General features: G+C 46.9%; 19 protein-coding genes, 1 pseudogene and 2 other annotated features. Of the genes and pseudogenes, 7 read left to right on the plus strand and 13 right to left on the minus strand.

Features of this window, described 5'->3' with window-relative positions; all coding sequences use genetic code 11:
• Positions 1–46 precede the first annotated feature (46 nt).
• The 8 genes and pseudogenes from ACBP55_RS33425 to ACBP55_RS33460 form a co-directional block, all read right to left on the minus strand.
• On the minus strand, positions 47–2,479 hold the full coding sequence (locus tag ACBP55_RS33425) for a hypothetical protein (RefSeq protein WP_464647864.1): 2,433 nt from the start codon (positions 2,477–2,479) through the stop codon (positions 47–49).
• Between the two features lie 368 nt (positions 2,480–2,847).
• Entirely contained in the window at positions 2,848–4,419 is a 1,572-nt protein-coding gene (locus ACBP55_RS33430; RefSeq protein ID WP_464647866.1) for a 2-isopropylmalate synthase, read from the minus strand.
• Between the two features lie 372 nt (positions 4,420–4,791).
• Positions 4,792–5,059 (minus strand) — a binding site (T-box leader).
• 119 nt (positions 5,060–5,178) lie between these two features.
• Positions 5,179–5,429, minus strand: a binding site (T-box leader).
• 74 nt (positions 5,430–5,503) lie between these two features.
• Entirely contained in the window at positions 5,504–6,571 is a 1,068-nt protein-coding gene (gene tsaD, locus ACBP55_RS33435; protein ID WP_464653520.1) for a tRNA (adenosine(37)-N6)-threonylcarbamoyltransferase complex transferase subunit TsaD, read from the minus strand.
• Between the two features lie 82 nt (positions 6,572–6,653).
• Positions 6,654–7,161 (minus strand): annotated as a pseudogene (rimI, locus tag ACBP55_RS33440) (ribosomal protein S18-alanine N-acetyltransferase).
• Positions 7,161–7,985 carry a tRNA (adenosine(37)-N6)-threonylcarbamoyltransferase complex dimerization subunit type 1 TsaB gene (tsaB, locus tag ACBP55_RS33445; RefSeq protein WP_464647868.1) on the minus strand — a complete coding sequence of 275 codons (825 nt, stop codon included), beginning with the start codon at positions 7,983–7,985 and terminating at the stop codon, positions 7,161–7,163. The pseudogene rimI and the gene tsaB overlap by 1 nt, the downstream one beginning before the upstream one ends.
• Complete coding sequence (gene tsaE, locus ACBP55_RS33450; RefSeq protein ID WP_464653522.1) at positions 7,982–8,464, minus strand: tRNA (adenosine(37)-N6)-threonylcarbamoyltransferase complex ATPase subunit type 1 TsaE; 483 nt, start codon at positions 8,462–8,464, stop codon at positions 7,982–7,984. The genes tsaB and tsaE overlap by 4 nt, the downstream gene beginning before the upstream one ends.
• 137 nt (positions 8,465–8,601) lie before the next feature.
• Positions 8,602–8,784: an H-type small acid-soluble spore protein gene (locus tag ACBP55_RS33455; protein ID WP_268618490.1), complete on the minus strand. Its 183-nt coding sequence runs from the start codon at positions 8,782–8,784 to the stop codon at positions 8,602–8,604.
• Positions 8,781–8,966 (minus strand): hypothetical protein, encoded by a 186-nt coding sequence (locus tag ACBP55_RS33460; RefSeq protein ID WP_029197048.1) that lies wholly within the window; start codon positions 8,964–8,966, stop codon positions 8,781–8,783. Before ACBP55_RS33460 ends, ACBP55_RS33455 begins: the two co-directional genes overlap by 4 nt.
• A gap of 161 nt (positions 8,967–9,127) precedes the next feature.
• Here ACBP55_RS33460 and ku point away from each other — a divergent pair, with 161 nt between their 5' ends.
• The gene (gene ku, locus ACBP55_RS33465; protein WP_464647871.1) at positions 9,128–9,997 is read left to right on the plus strand and encodes a non-homologous end joining protein Ku; all 870 of its coding nucleotides are present in this window, start codon (positions 9,128–9,130) and stop codon (positions 9,995–9,997) included.
• Positions 9,998–10,075: 78 nt separating this feature from the next.
• On the opposite strand, the gene ACBP55_RS33470 is transcribed toward ku, so the two are convergent.
• Positions 10,076–11,023 (minus strand): ATP-dependent DNA ligase, encoded by a 948-nt coding sequence (locus ACBP55_RS33470; protein ID WP_464647873.1) that lies wholly within the window; start codon positions 11,021–11,023, stop codon positions 10,076–10,078.
• Positions 11,024–11,458: 435 nt separating this feature from the next.
• Between ACBP55_RS33470 and ACBP55_RS33475 the strand changes: the two genes are divergently transcribed.
• The 5 genes from ACBP55_RS33475 to ACBP55_RS33495 are packed head-to-tail and all read left to right on the plus strand — an operon-like array spanning position 11,459 to position 14,430.
• Positions 11,459–11,731, plus strand: a complete 273-nt coding sequence (locus ACBP55_RS33475; RefSeq protein ID WP_464653524.1) for an ArsR/SmtB family transcription factor — start codon at positions 11,459–11,461, stop codon at positions 11,729–11,731.
• Between the two features lie 36 nt (positions 11,732–11,767).
• Entirely contained in the window at positions 11,768–13,060 is a 1,293-nt protein-coding gene (locus ACBP55_RS33480; RefSeq protein ID WP_464647875.1) for an arsenic transporter, read from the plus strand.
• A 24-nt stretch (positions 13,061–13,084) separates the two neighbouring features.
• Positions 13,085–13,507, plus strand: a complete 423-nt coding sequence (gene arsC, locus ACBP55_RS33485; protein ID WP_464647877.1) for an arsenate reductase (thioredoxin) — start codon at positions 13,085–13,087, stop codon at positions 13,505–13,507.
• A 1-nt stretch (position 13,508) separates the two neighbouring features.
• Complete coding sequence (locus ACBP55_RS33490; protein ID WP_464647879.1) at positions 13,509–13,982, plus strand: ArsI/CadI family heavy metal resistance metalloenzyme; 474 nt, start codon at positions 13,509–13,511, stop codon at positions 13,980–13,982.
• A gap of 13 nt (positions 13,983–13,995) precedes the next feature.
• Entirely contained in the window at positions 13,996–14,430 is a 435-nt protein-coding gene (locus tag ACBP55_RS33495; protein WP_464647881.1) for a protein-tyrosine phosphatase family protein, read from the plus strand.
• Between the two features lie 337 nt (positions 14,431–14,767).
• On the opposite strand, the gene ACBP55_RS33500 is transcribed toward ACBP55_RS33495, so the two are convergent.
• Positions 14,768–16,045 carry an adenylosuccinate synthase gene (locus tag ACBP55_RS33500; protein WP_464647883.1) on the minus strand — a complete coding sequence of 426 codons (1,278 nt, stop codon included), beginning with the start codon at positions 16,043–16,045 and terminating at the stop codon, positions 14,768–14,770.
• Positions 16,046–16,171: 126 nt separating this feature from the next.
• Between ACBP55_RS33500 and ACBP55_RS33505 the strand changes: the two genes are divergently transcribed.
• On the plus strand, positions 16,172–17,056 hold the full coding sequence (locus ACBP55_RS33505; RefSeq protein WP_464647885.1) for a LysR family transcriptional regulator: 885 nt from the start codon (positions 16,172–16,174) through the stop codon (positions 17,054–17,056).
• Positions 17,057–17,093: 37 nt separating this feature from the next.
• Here the strand turns inward: ACBP55_RS33505 and mnmH are convergent, their stop codons facing one another.
• The 3 genes from mnmH to ACBP55_RS33520 all read right to left on the minus strand — a co-directional run bounded on the left by mnmH (position 17,094) and on the right by ACBP55_RS33520 (position 20,296).
• On the minus strand, positions 17,094–18,125 hold the full coding sequence (mnmH, locus tag ACBP55_RS33510; protein ID WP_464647887.1) for a tRNA 2-selenouridine(34) synthase MnmH: 1,032 nt from the start codon (positions 18,123–18,125) through the stop codon (positions 17,094–17,096).
• Positions 18,126–18,140: 15 nt separating this feature from the next.
• On the minus strand, positions 18,141–19,190 hold the full coding sequence (gene selD, locus ACBP55_RS33515) for a selenide, water dikinase SelD (RefSeq protein WP_464647889.1): 1,050 nt from the start codon (positions 19,188–19,190) through the stop codon (positions 18,141–18,143).
• Positions 19,191–19,327: 137 nt separating this feature from the next.
• Entirely contained in the window at positions 19,328–20,296 is a 969-nt protein-coding gene (locus ACBP55_RS33520; RefSeq protein ID WP_464647891.1) for a ring-cleaving dioxygenase, read from the minus strand.
• Between the last annotated feature and the right edge of the window lie 40 nt (positions 20,297–20,336).

Below are 20,336 nucleotides of genomic sequence, written 5' to 3' on the forward strand. Positions count from 1 at the left end.
AAAACATCGTTAAACCTTCCTGTCGCTGTCACTGAACTGCAGGAAACTACTTCGAAGTCTCCAGCTCCTGCAATCGAAGGAGCTGCATCGGTACAGCGACGAAAATGATCAACGTCGCTGCTGCAACAATGCCGGAGTCGTTAAGCAGCAGCGCTGCGATGGCTCCGATCATATTGGCCGAGAACCCGTACATCCAATACGGGTATTTGTGCTGCCACGAGCGAAGATGGCCGCGTGGACGGAGCACAAGGACAGCCATCACGATAAGGCTGGTGATGAGCACTTTGCTCCACACGGATGCACGAAGCAAGTGTACGTTCATCCGCAGCTTGCGCTCGATCAGCTGTCCGATCTGATCGAAGTGCCCGGCGTGCAGCGCGTGAAACGCACGCCCGACATGGCTCTCCCGCGCGAATGCCGCGGGAGAATCGGCGCTGTTGAGCAGCCACAGCGCCCCAAGCCCCAGCGCGAGCAGCGCCGACAGCAGGGCTGCGCCCCTGCCTAGGCGCAGCTCGCGCCAGCGATCGCCGGCGAAGCAATGCGCGCCGGCTACGCCGAAGGCGACCGCGGCGCTCAAGGCGCCGCCCGCGTTCGCGCCGAGTGACGGTGCCGCCAGGCAGGCCGTCACGAGCAAGAACGCCCCGCACGCGAGCAGCGCGGCGGCGGGCGAAGCCGCCGCGTCCGCGAGGCGCGGCGATCCCTCAACCTTTCCGCTCCCTACAAGGAGCGGAGTAACACCATCAAGCCCACCGCCGCGCAGCGCAGGCTGCTCACTCCCATGACGGCGCTGCAAGGCCGCCGTCACGCCAAGAACGAGGGCGCCGATCAAGACGCCCATGTACTCATTCCCGATGCCGTAGTAGCGGGCGCCGATCATCGGATCATAACCCAGAATGGAATACTTCATGGCATGGGCCCCTGTACTGCCATCCAGCGTTATGATCAGCGCGTTCCCAAAACCAAGCCAGATCATGGCTGTGGATAAGCGGCATTTTTCCATAAAAGCAGAAATAATTAGCGTGCACACAATAAAAATGGCAATCAGCACCAGCATCGTGCCTTCTATCCCTATTTTTGTTGTCAGAGGAACAACCAACCAGCCCATCAACAGCATGACCGAAGGCGCCGTGAGCAAGGAGAACAGCAGCGTTCGCACACTCCTACGCCAAGGCATTTCCCTTCCTTCGAGATATCCCGGGTCTGCCAGTCTTTTTTTAATCCACAGACCATACATCAAACTCAAAAGCAATATAAGCATTTCATAAGTAACAAAGGGATATAAAAGCAGCGGCCTACTGCGGTAAATCATCTGCATGCTGCTCTGTTCCCTGACAAGATCAGCAAGAACATCACTTTTTCCCATATAGGATAAAGGAATGCCCATCAGTCCACTCGGCACGGGGATGTTGAACTCTTTTAGCAGCGAACTTGTGAAATCTTGCGCCGTGACGACACCTTGCCTGCGAGTAGATTCCGAGACCAGAATTGCCTCTCTACTGTCAGTCGTATAATGAAGGATAGGAGATAGATACGCTTTGGCTCTTGCCGCCTTACTATTCACTTCCGGAGAGAAGATCCACAAGCTGTCCTCCTCCGCCATCCCTGCCACTACTTGCCCTATCCATTGGTCTATTTCCTTTAAGATTTGCCCTTTCAACTGCGTGAAACGTTCCTCGTTATAATGGTTTTGATCCGTATAAAGTCTGTACAGATCGCCTAATTCGACTAGTGTGATACTAGGCTGCATCCGTTTTTCCCATAAAGAACGCAATTGTGCATAATGGGTACTAACACCGTATGGTCTGTCCACAACCACAGTTATGACGTCATCTCCGAGTGCACCTTTGTCCACAAAACCATTGGCATCCATCAGCATGAGCGGGCTGTAGCGCCGCAATTTTTTATCTTCCATGCCTGATCCCTTCCCTAAATCACTGCTTCCCAGCACAGAGCGAAAAACACCATACTCCTTCAACAATTCCCCTAGGATACCTGGTACATAACCTTGGTTCTTATTAACTCGCTGCAGCATCGTGATGTCAGGCACCAGTACGGAGTCAATCTCGATCGGTTTATCTTCTCCATAGCGGCCTATGTAACGATTCATAAGTTCGGAAATACGAATGCCGTGCCTTGTTTCTTTTGCTGCAAAAGCCTGCACATCTGCTACTCCTACGGAAGGTGCTCCTGCTCCCAACGAGACATAAACATCCCTCATCGTACGACTCGATGTGCGAATGTTCATAGCTCCAACTGCACTTAACTCCGTCAGCCGCCGTAAATGAGGGAGCTCAACAAGTTGATCTGGTTGGAGCTCCATGAACGATAAACCCGGTATCGAAACCACTGTTACGTGCTTGGACTTTACTATGTTGTGGATGGATGGGTCGATTCCAGCTTCTATTCCCTCCGCACTTGTGGACAACTCAAACATTAAAGTCAAGATACCCACAATGATGCCTGCTATTTTTAATTTCAAGTGTATTCACCCACTGTTTTTGCTTTTAGCATTTTCATCCAAGTGAAAAGCTATCCACTGCCGGATTGTTCCGATAATTTAAAGCGGGGTGATTTTACACCATTTAAGTTATCCACATCGTTATCCACAAAAAAAGAGAGGCAAAATTCGCCTCCCTCTGCGCTATTCCTTCGTTTTCCACATTCTTATCCACATTATCCACAAAAAAATGTTAAAAAGTTATTCTTCTCCGCATTCTTTTAAAACCATTGGTAACCATGGGTTTACCCTAGTTATACACATTGTACACAGGGTATGTGAATAACTTTGCACACAAGCTGTGTATATATCTAAGTTTTCTTACAATTTGATCTGGTGTAGTCGTTTTATCAAGCCGTAGTAGCTTCGGTTGGAGCCGCTGCGCTATTTTGCATTCGAATGGCTTGATTGCAAGCTGAGATAAAAGCTTTGGCTACAGCAACAAGCACATCCTGGTCTATGCCCGTATTTTTGTAAGTTTGGCCGCCAACTGAGATAGTGACTTCCGCTTCGCCTGTTGCTTTTTCACCTGTGGACAACGAATGAAGCTCCAGATCGGAGAAATCCACAGCCATCGGAATCGCTTGTCTAAGACACTGCACGATGGCTTCAATCGGTCCTTCACCTGTCCCCGAGTACACATTTTCAACACCAGTTTGATTGTTCTTTACCGACACGGAGGCAACACGATTGCGATCACTGCTAGAGACGACTTGCATGTGTGTCAGTGTAAATGGCTCCATTTGCCCATCAACGGTTGAGCCTACAAGCTCCATAAGCTGGTCGTCTGTCACCATTTTCTGGTCATCTGCTTTTTCTTTGAATCTAGTATACAGTGTATCCAGTTCTTCTCCTGTAAGTTCAATGCCAAATTGTCCGACGCGATGTTTCAGCGCGTGACGTCCTGAATGCTTGCCAAGAATAATCATAGACCGTGGAATGCCCAGCTTTTCCGGATCCATAATTTCGTACGTGTTGCGATTTTTCAGCAGCCCATCTTGATGGATACCCGCTTCGTGCTGGAAGGCATTTCGGCCGACAATTGGCTTATTGTATGCAATGGGAAAGCCCATGATCCGACTGACCATTTTGGATGTGTTGAAAATTTCACTGGATACAATCCCTGTTTCCACACCCATGGTTTGCTTGCGCGTCTCAATGGCCATAACGAGTTCTTCGAGAGAACAGTTGCCTGCGCGTTCCCCAACACCGTTAACGGTTACTTCCACATGTGTGACTCCCGCTGCAATAGCCGCTAGGCTGTTCGCAACCGCAAGACCCAAATCATTATGGCAATGCGCGCTGTACTCCACGGTGTCGCCGCCCCTTACACTTTGGCGCACCCTGCGGAACATAGCCCCATATTCTTCTGGTAGCGCGTAGCCTACAGTGTCAGGGATGTTCAGTATGGTTGCTCCCTCAGCAATGACCGCCTCAAGCACTTCAAACAGAAATTCGTCCCCTGTTCGCGTTGCGTCCATCGGGGAGAATTCGATCCGATCAACGAATTGCTTCGTATAGGCAACCATGGCGCGAGCCATCTCTACCACCTGTTGACGGGATTTGCGCAGTTGGAAATCCAGATGGATATCCGACGAGGACAGGAACATGTGAATGCGCCTTGAAGCAGCATCCTGTGTGGCTTTTACCGCCGAGTCAATATCCGCTTTAACAGCGCGGGCGAAGCCGCAAATCTCTATATTTTGCAGTTCCCGTGAAATTTGCTGCACGGCCTGAAAATCCCCAGGGCTAGATATCGGGAAGCCCGGCTCGATGGTATCCACGCCCATTTTCGCAAGCTGCCTTGCGATACGGATCTTCTCTTCTGGATACAGTGAGGCTCCTGGCGCCTGTTCGCCATCTCTTAGTGTCGTGTCAAAAATCCGAATACGTCGATTGTTGTTAGTGATGTTGTTTTCCATGGTTAAATTCCTCCTCAAGGTTGGGCCAGACTTGCTGGCAATTTATTTTTTTGGTTCGGTTCGAAGTTGAATATGAAAATGAATCGTACTACGACTGACTTATGTGTCTCCACGCTACTTTAGTGATGTTTTTCATCGCTAATGTAGGTAGCTTGGGATTTTCTGAGACGTTAGCGATGTTTTTCATGCTTAAGTCACTTCATTTGAGGCGGATTTCATATTTTTTCCCCTGTAAGAATGTTTTTCATCACTAAAGCAGCAAATATTGGGCGCAATAAAACTTTAGTGATGTTTTTCATCGTTACAGAGACTTACTGAGATAAATCAATTCAGCCACCTCAAAAAAACAACAAAAAGACCCGTCATCTCCACATAAGAGACGACAGGTCTTCACCCAGCGCGGTACCACTCTTGTTGGCTCCAAGTCACGGAGCCCACCTCAGACATAGCGCAGCAAACTAGCTGCAGCACTACGTCACCCGATCACGGAGGTCATCCGTTCATCCCTAACAGCATGAACTGCCTGCTCAGGATGACCGCTTCCAAGCGAGTTCGGGGCATTCACGGTCTGCGTCGCATCAACCCGCAGCTTTCTGTACCGTACAAGTGAGCCCTTACTACTCTTGTTCATTGCGTTTTTGTGTATGTTTTCCTTACTACTCTTGTTCATCGCGTTTGTTATATGTTCATATTTCTTCTTCACATTTGCTCATGTTCGCTTCAAGTTTCAGAACAACCAAAAAAGCCTGCCATCTCTATAAAAGAGACGACAGGCTTGAACCTTCCGCGGTACCACTCTAATTGATCCGAGCTGTTACACTCGAAACCACTCATGTACCTGATCACGGGGGTCAACCGTCAAGACCTACTTGGGTGCTGGATCCTTGGCATCCTTATCAGTCTTACCGCTCCCGGGCGAGTTCAGGTACCGTTTCGTCTGTGCTTTCACCAAGCGCACAGCTCTCTGAGCGAAACTTCTGTTCCTTACTAATCCCGTTCGTTGCGTTTGAAAGTATTGATTGTGATTATAATATGCCGTTTTGGCAAAGTCAATACAGTTGTCAGAAAATTTATTTTTTTGCCCTTACCACTCTTCCAGCTTGAGTTGAGGCTCTGCCTTCAGTTCCATGGAGTCGAATTCCTGCTTGTCCCACTTGAGGAAAGCGGCTGCGCCTATCATCGCAGCGTTGTCCGTGCAAAGGTTAAGCGGCGGCACGAGCAGCGGCACATTCAGCTGCTCGCAGCGCTCAGCGAGCCTGCTGCGCAGCCCTTTGTTCGCGGCGACACCGCCCGCGAGCAGCAGCTGCTTCGCGCCGTATTCACGCACGGCGCGGTCAGCTTTCTCCACAAGCACGTCGATGACGGAGGCTTGGAAGCCCTTGGCAATCTGCGCGACTTGAACGGCCTCGCCGCGCATCTTGCTTTGGTTGACGACGTTCAGCACAGCGGATTTCAATCCGCTGAAGCTGAAGTCGTAAGAGTCTGCCTCGAGCCAAGAGCGAGGCATCTTGATCTCGGACTCGGCTTCCTGCGCAAGCCGATCCACATGCGGTCCGCCCGGGTAAGGCAGGCCCATCGCCCGCGCGATTTTGTCGTAGGCCTCGCCAGCCGCATCATCACGCGTTCGCCCGATGATGCGGAATTGGCCCGGCCCCTCCATCAGAATCAACTCCGTGTGTCCGCCGGACACAACGAGCGAGATCAACGGATACTCGAGCTCATGCACAAGTTGATTCGCATAAATATGTCCCGCAATATGGTGAACACCAATTAGCGGCAGGTCTAAGGCACAGGCTAGCGCTTTGCCCGCAACGACGCCTACTAACAGGGCCCCGATTAATCCGGGTCCCTCGGTTACGGCAACTGCGGACAGCTCCTGCAGCGATACGCCCGCCTTCTCGACGGCTTCCTCAAGCATCCATGTGATGGACTCCACATGCTTGCGGGAAGCCACCTCCGGCACCACACCGCCATAGCGTTGGTGTGTTTCGATCTGGCTGGAAATCACATTGGAACGAATGATTTTACCATTTTCGACAATGGCTACGGAAGTCTCGTCACAGCTCGTTTCGATCGCCAATATATACACCGGCTTCGTGACGGGAGCTTCCTTTTGCTGTTGTCCTGTTTCACTTTTTTGCTCTTGTCCTATTGCACTTGTTTGCTGTTGTCCTATTGCACTTGTTTGCTCTTGCCCTGCATCTCTAGTCAAATTCTTCACCTATCCGAAAGCCTCAATCTCCGAGACTATCCTTTCTTCTCTTAGGCAAGTCTGCCCACATAATGACAGCATCCTCGCGATTATCCGTGTAGTACCCTCTACGCACGCCAACAGAGCGGAATCCGACTTTTTCGTACAAATTTTGCGCAACGTAGTTCGAAGCTCGAACCTCAAGTGTCATCCGAATTGCCCCTAAGAAAGCGGCAGTTTTCATCAGTCCCCCGAAGCAAACGTTCCCCTAGCTTACGACCTCTATACGTATCCCGAACGGCCACATTCGTGACATGCGCCTCTTCCATGATGAGCCACATCCCGCCATACCCGGCGACCTCACCTTCGATATCCATAATCATATAATGAGCGAACTGATTGTTCGTTAATTCATTCTCGAATGCACCTTTGGTCCAAGGCGTCGTGAACGCTTCTTGCTCGATTTCACAAATAAAAGGGATGTCTTCCATTCGCATGGAACGGAACACCAACGAGTTTTCGGTTGTTTGAGGTTGCCGCTGCTCCATCATCAATGATCCCCTTTCTTCGTCTTAATTCCGGCCAGTAAATTTGCTTCAGCTTCCGGCAATCTGGTGTAATTGGGGACAAATGTATGCACATCAGCCTTCTCCCCTTTAGCCAGCCTCGGATAGGCTAGTCTACCGATATATTCCGCTTCAATGCCATAGGAAAGGATACGAACGACTCCGTCCCAAGCCCGCGCAAATTGTTCAAGCTCATCCTTGAAGCCTTCGGTTTCACCCACAAACAGAATCTCATAGGGCCTTTGTCCTTGCGAAGATGAGGCTGCTTGCTTAACGATTTGCTCTGTCCAAGAACCAATAACACGAATGCCATCAGGCAGAACTTCTTGCCAATTTGCCCCGAGCTCACCATTCGCTGTTAACGGAGAAGCACCCTCATAGGCGTATACTGCCGTGAAAGCCTGCTTACGTCTACCATCCATGAGCGGCACCACCCAAGTCGGCCCATTTCCGGTCGCGCTCTGCTCCTTCAAAGCACCTCCAAGCGCCATTGCTTCTAAGCTGGATACACCAATAAGATCCAGACCTAACGACCATGCGAATGTTTTCGCAACAGACACGGCAATACGAACCCCTGTATAGGAACCGGGGCCTTGGCCTACAGCAACCGATTGTAGGTCCTTTGGTTTTAGATGTAAACTCGCAAGTAGATCTTGAATATGGGGAAGAAGCCCTATCGAGTGATTCCGTTCAGCGTAGGAGCTGACCTCGCCCAGCATGTTGCCATTTTCCAAAATAGCAACTGTCATTGCAGATGTTGAAGTATCGATGGCTAAGCATCGTCCTAAATTCATTGTCCGTTCTGTCATTGTAAATGTCCGTTCTCCTTCATTTGTACACACCAGCTCTGATACGGGTCTCCGTGCGGAGTCAGGTGAAATACTCTGGTTTGATCATCCTGATGGGCAATCGTGATGGCTAGCCGATCTTGCGGCAGAAGGTCTTCAATTAAACTTGACCATTCGATCAGCGTAACGCCCGCTCCATAAAAATAATCGTCGAGCCCTAATTCATCCGCCTCCTCTTGGGAAATGCGGTACATATCCATATGGTAGAAAGGAAGCTCGGCTCCCTCGTATTCTTTGATAATGGTAAATGTAGGCGAGTTAACGATTTCGGTAATTCCCATCGCTCTGGCAAAGCCTTGCGAAAACCTCGTTTTTCCCGCACCCAGATCGCCATCTAGTGTAAAGACGGTGCCAGGCTGCAAATAGGCGGCCAGCAATCCCCCCAGTTTATCGGTATCTTCCTCGTGCCTGGAGTTGTACGTAAATGTGGATTGAGGCAAGTAGATCTCATCCCTTTCTTTCCGTTTGCGCGTGCTGCTCCTATTATAGTCCTCGCTAGTAGGCAACATCAACTCTCTAATACAAAAAGCCCGCCCCGAAATAACTCGGAGCAGGCTTTGCTGTTCTTTCACATCCACTAATGGACCTCTTCTAACTCTTGAACCGTCACAACCCGAGAATCGGCCGGGTTTTCTTCCGCATGAACTTTGGCCGTTGCTTTGCCAGAATCCACACTGTCGATCCAGACAGGGAGGCCATTTAACTCGACGTGAATCTTCTCATCAGCGGCTAAAATTTCTTGAGCGCGATGAATGTTCATGGCTCATCCAATACGGATTCCGGATGATCCATCGTATCCGTCGTTGAGGATTCGATTAATCCATTGTGCAAGGTGACGTTGCCGCCTCCCAAGCCTTCGTTAATCATGCGATCAATATCCATGAAATGATCATCTTTCCCTTGATTATCTTTATCTTGGGATGCATTTGAATCTTGTGCCATCCGTGAATCCCTCCTTAGCATAGATTAGCTTCTTGGTAATCAACTTGCGTTTTTAACGTACCCACTCTCAAGGCCATCTATTCTCTTAAATCCCTACCGTATAAAGCCATTAATTCAAGAGAATACTAGTACAATCACGATTAATGGGGAGGAATCACGAGATGCATACGGTTTGGAAAGGCGCTATTAGCTTCGGACTTGTTCATGTGCCTGTGAAAATGTTTTCGGCTACGGAAGATAAGGATATCTCTATGCGTTACATACATAAAACTTGTATTACACCACTCTCCTATGTGCGTAAATGTCAGACTTGTGACAAGGAAGTAGAGTGGGAGGAAATTTCCAAAGGATACGAGTATGAACCTGGACGTTTCGTTATTTTTGAGAAGGATGAGTTGGAAAATATCTCAGGCGAAGCGAATAAAGAGATCAAGATTCTAGATTTCGTCAACTTGACAGATATTGATCCGGTTTATTTTCAAAAGACTTACTACCTCGGGCCTGGAGATACTGGTTCTGGTGCCTATCATTTGCTGCTGGATTCCATGCGTCAAACCGGTAAAATTGGCATCGCCAAAGTCTCGATCCGTTCCAAAAGCTCACTAGCCGCCATTCGAGTTATCGAGAACTGCCTCGCTATGGAAACTATTTTTTACCCGGATGAGATTCGGCCGATTTCTCAAGTTCCCAACCTTCCCGAGAAAGTTACCGTGAACGAGCGTGAAATGGAAATGGCGAAGATGCTGATCAGCCAGCTATCGACACCTTTTGAGCCCGAAAAGTATAAAGATGAATACCGCGGCCGCTTGCTCGAAGCAATTGAGCATAAAGTGGCTGGAGAAGAAGTACAAGCTGCCCCTACGCTGCAGAAAACGAGCGTTATTGATCTCATGGCAGCGCTGCAAGCGAGTCTTGACGCCACGAAGCCGACGGATGACAAAGTTACCTTGCGTGAGGACGCCAGTGTCACTGAGGTCAAGAAGCCGAAAGCGAAACCGAGAGCCAAAAAAGTCAAAGAACCGGTAACGTAATGTGAATAGAACGCAAATAAAGCGCTGATTCTTGATATTCAAGGATTAGCGCTTTTGCTTTGTTCTGTTGTTTACCATCTACATATTCTGTGAAAACGTGCAATCCGCTAGATCCATTTGAACGAAAGCTTGAATACTGGGATGCCTCATCGTTCCGTGGGGAGTCCATTCGAGAAATTGTATTTTCGCCGTTAACTTGGGTTCAATCCAAATGGCTTCTTTGCTCCGTTCAGGCTCGTTTACAAAAGGCTTTTGTGGCGTCCTCATCGGTTCAACGATCTTCGTCAACTGACGCCAATCCTCCCTGCTTAATTTCCCAGTGCCGGCATGACCAATATAAATAAAACGGCCTTCTTTGTCATATAACCCCAGCATTATCGCATTCACAACTCCCGCCCTAGTCGTTACCCCGCCAATCACAGCAAATAGGTCGCGGAAAATCTTCTTCTTCATCCAGCGGCTGTCTTTTCCCCCAATTGCATAAGTACTCTTAAGGTCCTTACATACAACTCCCTCCATGCCGTGCTCCTTCATAACATCGAAGAGTTTGTTTCCGTCCGCAATGTTTTGCGTAATCTGAAACTGGGGCAAGGGGGTAATCACTTCATGGAGTATCTTTTGTCTCTCTGATAATGGCTTATCCACGACCCACTTGTCATTGTACATGAGGATATCGAAAATCATATAAGTAATGGGCGTCTGCGTGACTGCTTTATCTATGCTTTGGCTTTTGCGTAAAGATTCTCTTTTCATAATCTCATGAAAGGCGGGCTTCTTTTGATCAAATGCGATGATTTCCCCGTCTAAGATGACGGATGAAGCCGAACAGTAGGATTTTATTTCTAACAGCTCGGGGTACTGCTTCGTACGGTCATTACATCTGCGGTTCATTAGACGAACGTCATTTCCATCAAAATAAGTTAACATTCTGACGCCGTCCCATTTAATCTGTGCCACCCAATCACTGGATGTTGGAATCGTTTCCGTGCTGATCGGTTCGAAAGGAAATACGGGCTTAAGTTCCATGTGGGTCTCCCCTGTTTGATATGTTCTCTTCATTGTTGCCATGATTAAAAAAGAACAAACCAAAAGCCCATTTTCTGATATCAGCTCTCAGCTAACAGTATCTGCTTCTAGCCTTGTTGTATTTTTTGTACAACAATATGCAAGCAAATCCGCGTTATTCTCACAATTGTTGCAGAAAATACACTAATTACTCCAAAAAGTAGCTCCTTAACATGAAATATGGCTAAATTGTTGTACAAACTGCAACATCTACAGCATATTGAGAAGAAAGTAGAGAAATTGTTGTATAATCAAGTAATTATATAATCATTGACAAATAAAAATGAAATTGAGAAAATGACAAAGAAATCTCTTGTATAACACCTTACGAAGGAGCGTGCAGCTTTGGTTGAAATACATAAAGTCGCGGACGTTTGCAAGCTGTTGGGGGATAAAATGCGGCTCACAATTCTCTCGCTTCTGAAGGAACGCGAGCTTTGCGTGTGCGAAATCGTAGAAATCATAAATACCAGCCAGCCTAATGTGAGCCAACATATGCGGAAATTGAAGGATGGCGGCTTGGTTAAGGAAGCCAAGAAGGGGCAATGGGTATATTACTCGTTAAACATTGACGATAAGCCTTATTTGCACGAACTATTTCAACATTTGCCTTCTCAAAAACAAATGGTCGATCTCATGTCTTGCGAGCAGCTCGATTGCTGCGACTAGCAGATGCTTACGAATTAGGAGGTTTAAGAGGAACGTATGGTTTATTTAGCAGTTATTATCTTTTTACTTACGCTGACCTTCGTCATTTGGCAGCCTAAAGGGCTGAATATAGGGTGGTCCGCATCAGCAGGTGCCATTCTTGCACTGCTCTTTCAGGTTGTTTCTCTGAATGATGTTGTCACTGTGACTGGTATTGTGTGGAATGCGACTTTGACTTTTGTCGCCATTATTCTGATCTCCCTCATCTTGGACAACATTGGATTCTTTGAATGGTCTGCCCTTCATATGGCACGTATTGCCAAAGGGAACGGGAAAGTCATGTTCGTCTATGTCATCCTGCTCGGGGCCGCTGTTGCTGCACTATTCTCCAATGATGGCGCCGCGCTAATTCTAACGCCAATTGTTCTAGCTATGGTTCGTGCCTTGAAATTTCCAGATAAAATGATTCTGCCGTTCATTATGGCCAGTGGTTTTATTGCAGATACGACATCCTTTCCTTTCGTTGTGAGCAACTTGGTGAACATCGTATCGGCTGACTTTTTCGGTATTGATTTTGTCACCTATGCTAGCCGAATGTTTATTACAAGTCTAATCTCATTAGCTGCTAGTTTGCTTGTGCTGTTCCTGTATTTTAGAAAAGACATTCCTCAAAACTACGATGTCACTCAGCTTAAGCGTCCTTCTGATGCGATTAAGGATATTCAGCTATTCCGATTATCTTGGGTCATTCTTGGGATCCTACTGGCTGCTTACCTAATCAGTGGGTTTATTAAAATTCCTGTTTCCATCATAGCCGGGGTCGCTGCACTAAACTTCATTCTGATTGCCCGATCGAGCAAGGTGATCGAAACCAAAAAAATCATCAAAGATGCGCCATGGGCTGTCGTAATTTTTTCAATCGGCATGTACGTAGTTGTCTATGGATTAAAGAACGCTGGCTTAACCAATGCTCTTGGAGAACTAATTGACACCATTTCTAGACAAGGCTTGTTCGCTGCCACCATAGGGATGGGCTTCCTGGCCGCTATCCTTTCCTCAGTTATGAATAATATGCCGACGGTTATGATTGATGCGCTTGCGATCAAGGGCACTCAAACAGAAGGAATCATTCGTGAAGCTCTCATTTATGCCAATGTCATTGGCTCCGATTTAGGCCCTAAAATTACGCCAATCGGCTCGCTCGCAACTCTATTATGGCTCCACGTCCTATCCAAAAAAGGTGTGAAAATCACCTGGGGGTACTATTTTAAAATAGGCATCATCCTTACGATCCCAACTTTGTTAATCACGTTAATTGGTCTGTACCTATGGTTAAACGTAGTTTCATAATCAACCTATAAGGAGATGTTTACTATGAACAAAAAAATCGTATATTTTCTATGTACGGGAAATTCTTGCCGGAGTCAAATCGCAGATGGCTATTTGAAAGCCTTGGGCAGCGACAAATACGAAGTGAAAAGTGCCGGCCTGGAAGCACACGGATTAAACCCAAGAGCGGTTGCCACGATGAAAGAGGATGGCATTGATATCTCGAATCATACCTCTGATGTGATTGACCCTGAGATTTTGAGTCAAGCGGATTACATCATTACATTATGCGGTCATGCGAATGACAACTGCCCTGTTGTACGTAATGATAAGGCCGAAAGATGGCACTGGGGCTTCGATGATCCGGCCAAAGCAACGGGAACAGAAGAAGAAATTACTGCCCAATTCCGCGAGGTTCGCGATGCCATTAAAGCTCGTATTACGCAGTTCGTAAAAGAAGGTAATTAAGATGATCAAAAGAATGCACGTCGCAGTGAATTGTTCCGATCTTCACAAATCATTAGATTTTTACCGCGCTTTTTTCGGCGCTGAGCCAACGAAAGTCAAAGATAACTATGCGAAATTCGAGCTTGAGAGTCCCGCTCTTCACTTCTCTTTGAATGTAAGACCGTTCGAGAAAAACGGCGTTCTCAATCATTTGGGACTTCAAGTGGATAACACGGAAGACGTCCTTCAGATGGGTGAGCGTTTAAGACAAAGCGGCCTTCTGCTCACCGACGAAATGAACACAACCTGCTGTTACGCCGTTCAAGATAAGGTTTGGGTGTATGATCCCGACGGCAATGCTTGGGAAATCTTTTATACCAAGGAAGATTCTGAATTTGAATCCGCGGGAGAGCCGTTGGATGCCTCATTATGCTGTGCACCACCGTCCGCACCTGTAAAGGCAACCATTGAATTTACGCCATTTAAGAAAAAATAAGGAGGGTGTATCCATGCCTATAAATTATCAAGCCTTAATCGAAGATAAAATCTACTTTGGCGGTGCTTCTGACGTTGAGGACATGGTCAAGAACGAGAACGTTGAAGTGATTATTGATCTACGTGGAGAAGCCACGGAGTGTGCTTTCCCAGCTGGAGACGTCGAATGGATCCAAGTACCTCTTGGAGACAACGCAGAGGGACCACAAGATCAGCTTTTTCAGCAAGCAATCAATCACGTTGTAGAGGCTTATAACCAAGGGAAAAAGGTCGGCTTCCACTGTGGCGGCGGCAAAGGCCGTACCGGTGCTGTGGCTATTGGGACTTTGATAACACTCGGCAAAAGCCAGACCATTGAAGAAGCGGAGAAACTCGCTCAAAGCATCCGCCCCGTCTTGAATGTTAGACCCCCTCAACGTGAGGCACTTGAGAAAATATTTAATAGATAAACAATACAAACTAGACCTCTGAGCAATGATTAATTGCTTAGAGGCCTAGTTATTTTGTTATTCGTAACGCTGCTTATCTGAGATCGCTGACACATTCATTATGCCTCCTCACCACTACTAGTACGACTCCAAAAAGTGATATTGAGTCGCTCCTCAGTTTTGTGAAGGGTTATTAGTATTATGGATGTTGTACACGATGCAACAACGCAGGGTGAGAAGCGGGTTCTAGGCAGAAATTGTTGCACTTACTACAACATCATGCTTCCGAGAATCAGGATTCATTCATCATTTTAAGACACCTCGATGTTAAACGAGTTTGGATGAATGAATCAACACTCTACCTTTCAATAATTTGATCGCGTTTTGGCCCAATGGAGACCCAGCGAATAGGTACACCAATCAATTTCTCTATGTGAAGCACATAATTTTGAGCTTCAATAGGAAGATCGTTAAACGTACGAATATGTGAGATATCACACTTCCAGCCTGGCAGTTTCTCATAGACTGGCTCTGCTTGCTGTAGTTGCGGGGTATGCGGGAAATCCATGCTAATCACATTTTGAATTCGATAAGCGTTACAAATTGGAATCTCTTCCAGATAACCCAGCACATCTAGATTGGTTAGGGCAACCTCGGTTGCTCCTTGTATTTGACAACCATATTTGGTCGCAACCGCATCGAACCATCCTACGCGTCTTGGCCTGCCGGTTGTTGCACCGAATTCTCCCGCATCCCCGCCACGCGTGCGTATCTCATGAGCGGTTTCGTCATGAATTTCGGATACAAATGGCCCTTCGCCGACACAACTTGAATAAGCCTTCGTTACAGCAACAACTTTCTTAATGTCATATGGAGGAACTCCTGCCCCAACAGCAGCATATCCAGCCAATGTCGATGAAGATGTTGTATACGGATAAATCCCATGGTCTGGATCTCTGAGCGCTCCTAATTGTCCCTCCACTAATACCGATTGTCCTTGTGATAAGGCTTCTTGCAGCAATGTTGTCGTATTGCACACAAATGGCTGAATAAATGCCGCTTGCTTCTGAACTTCATCAACAAGCTGATCGACATCGAGGGGAGCCTTTTTATATAAATGAGTGAGAAGTATATTTTTGGACTCCAATGCCCTAGTTAACTTTGATCTTAGATGACTTTCATCAAATAATTCGGATACTTGTATGCCAATCTTCGCATATTTATCCGCATAGAATGGCGAGATCCCTTGCTTGGTGGACCCAAACTTCCTATCCCCTAAACGTTCCTCCTCCAACTCATCGAATAGAATGTGATAAGGCAGCACGACTTGCGCGCGTTCAGAAATACATAACTTAGGTACAGGCACGCCTCGCTTCACTAATTCCTGAAATTCACTTTGGAGCTTCCCCATATTTAAGGCAACACCAGGTCCAATTACATTCGTGGTTCCTGGATAGAAGACTCCGGAGGGAAGCATATGCAGCGCAAATTTGCCATAGTCGTTAATTATCGTATGCCCCGCATTGCTCCCTCCTTGGTACCTGACTACAAACTGGGAATGAACGGCAAGCACATCTGTTAATTTCCCCTTGCCTTCGTCGCCCCAATTCGCTCCTACAATCGCTGTAATCGTCATCTTATGATCACCCTCCCATTGAAATAACTCCCTACATCTAAGTATAATGACAATATTCATATAAAAAAAATTAATATTGCTAATATTAGATATTAATTTAATTGATATCAAGGGAGTGAACGAACTATGATTCACAATATGGAACTATATCAAGTCTTCTATATCACGGCCAAATCGGGAAGTCTATCCAAGGCAGCTGATGAACTATTTGTTACACAACCGGCTGTTACGCATTCGATTAAACAATTAGAGGCAAAACTGGGCGGGCAATTATTTTTCCGCACATCTAGAGGAGTGACATTAACAACGGAAGGTCGCGAGCTTTTTACCTATATTGAGCAGGCTTATCATTTCATTCTTAATGGTGAAAGAAAAATTACGGAGATGCATCAACTTACGCACGGAGAGGTGAAAATTGGAGCCGGTGATACGCTTTGTAAACATTTTCTTTTGCCGCACCTTAAGCAGTTTCACGAGTCGTTCCCCAAAGTAAAGATACAAGTCACGAACAGAACTACTACCGAGACGATTACTTTGCTAAAAGAGGGGAAAATTGACCTTGGTATCGTCAATCTCCCTGTTGCTGACCCTCAAATTTCAATTCAGGAAAGTATCGTCATTCACGACTGTTTCTTAACAGGTGCTGCGTACAAGCAACTTGCAGAAACCCCCATTTCTCTTCAGAAATTACTTGAGCATCCGATTATCCTGCTTGAGAAAGGGAGCAGCACCCGCGCCTATTTAGATCATTTTGCTGAAGGGCAAGGTTTGTCCATGAAGCCAGAGATTGAGCTTGGAAGTGTTGATTTACTAATCGAATTTGCTAGAAATGGCTTCGGTATAGCTTGTGGAATCAGAGAGTTTGTCAATCAAGAGCTATTAGATGAAACGTTGTATGAAATTCAGTTAACAACACCTATCCCAGCCAGAAAGGTTGGTATTATTAAGTTAAAGAGCACTCCATTATCTGCCGCTGCTAACCATGTATATGATACTTTAAGACAAATGTGAAAAAACCTCTTTCGAGGTTATTCAAAGATGCCGCCATTTAAAACCCCGATAAATGGTTCTTCACAGCCTCTATTGCTTCCTTCCTATTTCCAGCCTTGATGACGATTCTGTCTTGTTCATATTGCTTCATCGCATGCTCATAGCGCGGGTCATAGTAATGCATCAGAAGCAGCCTAACGGCATCCTCATAGTGCTGTTCTTGAAGATTGGTCTCAATTTCTTTGGCAATTGGGGTATGGATGCGGTTTTTAATATGATTAAACGCATGTAAAATATCCGACTGATTTTCGAAAGGCTTATAATCCTCGATAATATGCTGAACACGTTCTTCGATTGGCATTTCTATAAAAATCTGCGTAGCCGCTTCTTTTTTTCGAACTATAAACTCGGGAAGAACGACTTTGCCTATTCGCTTGCTTTCACCCTCCATTAAAACGTAAGGCGCGGATTCAAGTTTCAGCAGTTGTCCGACCAGCAGGGACTCGAATGTTTTTTGGTTATGCGATTTCAGGCCAATCTCCCCAAAAATGGAGCCTCTATGACCCGCCATCCCTTCAAAATCCAAGACAGGATAACCCTCTTCCAGAAGACTGCGCAAAATAGCTGTTTTCCCGGTTCCCGTGTTTCCTTGAATAACGTGTGCAGGAGGCTTAAAATCTCCAAGCTGCTCAAGTGTACTTACAACCCACTTCCGATAGGCCCGAATACCTCCAGTCAACCGGTAAACCCGAATGCCCATCAGCGACAAAACGGTTGCTGTAGTTTTACTTCTCATCCCGCCGCGCCAGCAGAAAACGACCTTTGGTTCCTTGATTTGCTCGAAAGTCTTCACAAAAGCGGGCAGCTTCGCAGAAACGATCTCCAGCCCTCTATCCTTAGCTGCTTGCACGCTCACTTGCTTATATAGGGTACCAATCTCGGCACGCTCTGCATCCTCAAATATGGGAATATTCAAGCTGCCAGGGAACGTGCCATCATCAAATTCGGATGAGGAACGGACATCGATCGGAACGATCTCTTTTTTATTTTGCAGGGTTAGTAATTCTTCGATGGTAATGTCTTGAAACAATGGATTTTCGCTCCTTTAACTTACAACAATGCTTCCGGGATGTTCTGCCGTGATATCGCCAATCAAGCTCGCTTCTACACCTGCATCCTTTAACTTACGCAGCAATTCTTCCGCTTGCTCTCCATCAACCGAGATGAGGAGACCGCCTGAGGTGACCGCGTCACACAAAATCCATTGGCTAATTTGATCTAACGATTCAGCAAATGTGATCGACTCCTGGACATGAGCGAAGTTGTTCTTGGTACCACCAGGAACGAATCCTTCTTCGGCAAGCTCGCGCACTCGCGGCAATACAGGTACATCTTGCGCAGCAATGCGAATACCCACGCCGCTGCCTTTGGCCATTTCCAGAGAATGTCCCATTAAACCAAAGCCCGTCACATCTGTGCAGGCATGAACGTTATAAGGCTCCATCGTTTCCGCCGCCGTCTTATTCAGCGTTGCCATCACCTGCGTGACTCGCTGTATTTCTTCCTCATTCAGTCGATCCTTTTTGATCGAAGTTGTCAATATACCTACGCCAATCGGCTTCGTTAAGATCAATTTATCTCCGGGCTTAGCTCCTGCATTGGTACGGATCTTCCCAGGGTGCACCAATCCTGTGACGGCTAGTCCGAACTTCGGCTCGTTATCATCAATAGAATGACCACCTACTAGTGTAATCCCTGCTTCCTGCATTTTATCCCCAGCGCCACGCAAAATATCGGCAAGCACTTGCTTGGGAAGCGTTTTGATCGGAAAAGCAACAATGTTTAATGCCGTTAATGGCTTACCGCCCATGGCATAAATATCACTGATGGCATTCGCTGCAGCCACTTGTCCGAATGAATAGGGATCATCAACGATCGGAGTGAAGAAATCTACGGTTTGAACGAGCGCAAGCTCTTCACTTAATTTATATACCCCTGCATCATCGCTGGTATCTATCCCAACAAGAAGATTGGGGTTGGCAACTGTAGGCGGCAAAGATTTTATCACTTGAGAAAGATCTCCCGGACCGATTTTGCATCCGCATCCACCTTTCGTGGAGTAAGAGGTTAGTTTGATTTTATCCCCTGTCGTCATCTGGCACCTATCCCTTCATCATTTTCAAGCTTTGTATGTATGTATCCATGATAACCGATTTACCTCCATCTTAAAAATAAAAACGAACATCTCTTATCCGTGAGCTTCATCACAGAGCAGAATGTTCGTTAATGGTATCACCGTTTCGTATGCAGCGACTTCAAGTTTGCTTCAATGGACACACGCTGGTTCTCTAAGAATGGCGGGAGAGAAAGCGATTCGCCTAGGGTTTCAAGGGGTTCATCCGTAGCAAAGCCCGGACCGTCAGTCGCAAGTTCAAACAGAATGCCATTCGGCTCGCGGAAGTACAAAGACCGGAAATAAAATCGTTCTACGAAGCCTGAGTTAGGTAATCCTTCTTTGTTAAGGATTTCAGCCCATGCCAACAGTTCTTCCTTGTCTTCAATACGGAAAGCAACGTGATGAACGCCGCCGCTGCCTTGACTTGATACATGGAGATCGCTGCGCGGCTCGACCTGGACTTCGGCACCTGACCCACCTTCGCCTACTTGCATGACGATTATATCTTCTTGTCCTTTAGCCAGCGCCGGAATGCGTGCTTTCTCCGTGAAGCCTAGCAAACGAAGCGCAGCCAGTGTGGATTCAGGTTTCCGCACGGTAAGCTTTACAGGGCCTAGTCCGGTGATGCCGTATGAGACGGGAACCGAGCTTTTCTCCCACGGCTTCCCGCCTTTAACACCTGTATTATTTTCATCGGAAACAATAGCTAGCTGCTGACCTTCTGGATCCTCGAAAAAAAGGACTTTACGTCCAGCAAAATCCTCCACAGGGGAGTGCTTTACACCATGTTCCTTGAATCGCTCTATCCAATACGGAAGCGCCTCGTCATTAGCTACACGAAGAGATGTACCTGAAATACTGCTTACCCCCGCAACATTAGGTTGGGCCCCGGGAAAATCAAAGAAGGTGAGCTCTGTTCCCGGATTCCCCTTTTCATCCCCATAAAACAAATGATAAGCCGTTGTATCATCTTGATTGACGGTTTTCTTGACAAGACGCATGCCAAGCACCTCGGTGTAGAACTGGAAATTCGCTGCTGCATCCCCTGTCATCGCGGTTAAATGATGAATACCTTTTACGTTCAAATCTATCCGTCCTCTCTATGAATGCCTAGACCTCTGATCA

This window comes from Paenibacillus sp. WG02, from assembly GCF_055396115.1.

Coding starts and splice junctions, on each gene's coding strand:
- ACBP55_RS33430 (WP_464647866.1), bottom strand. CDS start 4,419: ATGGAAAACAACATCACTAACAACAATCGACGTATTCGGATTTTTGAC.
- tsaB (WP_464647868.1), bottom strand. CDS start 7,985: ATGACAGAACGGACAATGAATTTAGGACGATGCTTAGCCATCGATACT.
- ACBP55_RS33455 (WP_268618490.1), bottom strand. CDS start 8,784: ATGAACATTCATCGCGCTCAAGAAATTTTAGCCGCTGATGAGAAGATT.
- ACBP55_RS33460 (WP_029197048.1), bottom strand. CDS start 8,966: ATGGCACAAGATTCAAATGCATCCCAAGATAAAGATAATCAAGGGAAA.
- ku (WP_464647871.1), top strand. CDS start 9,128: ATGCATACGGTTTGGAAAGGCGCTATTAGCTTCGGACTTGTTCATGTG.
- ACBP55_RS33470 (WP_464647873.1), bottom strand. CDS start 11,023: ATGGAACTTAAGCCCGTATTTCCTTTCGAACCGATCAGCACGGAAACG.
- ACBP55_RS33475 (WP_464653524.1), top strand. CDS start 11,459: ATGCGGCTCACAATTCTCTCGCTTCTGAAGGAACGCGAGCTTTGCGTG.
- ACBP55_RS33480 (WP_464647875.1), top strand. CDS start 11,768: ATGGTTTATTTAGCAGTTATTATCTTTTTACTTACGCTGACCTTCGTC.
- arsC (WP_464647877.1), top strand. CDS start 13,085: ATGAACAAAAAAATCGTATATTTTCTATGTACGGGAAATTCTTGCCGG.
- ACBP55_RS33490 (WP_464647879.1), top strand. CDS start 13,509: ATGATCAAAAGAATGCACGTCGCAGTGAATTGTTCCGATCTTCACAAA.
- ACBP55_RS33495 (WP_464647881.1), top strand. CDS start 13,996: ATGCCTATAAATTATCAAGCCTTAATCGAAGATAAAATCTACTTTGGC.
- ACBP55_RS33500 (WP_464647883.1), bottom strand. CDS start 16,045: ATGACGATTACAGCGATTGTAGGAGCGAATTGGGGCGACGAAGGCAAG.
- ACBP55_RS33505 (WP_464647885.1), top strand. CDS start 16,172: ATGATTCACAATATGGAACTATATCAAGTCTTCTATATCACGGCCAAA.
- selD (WP_464647889.1), bottom strand. CDS start 19,190: ATGACGACAGGGGATAAAATCAAACTAACCTCTTACTCCACGAAAGGT.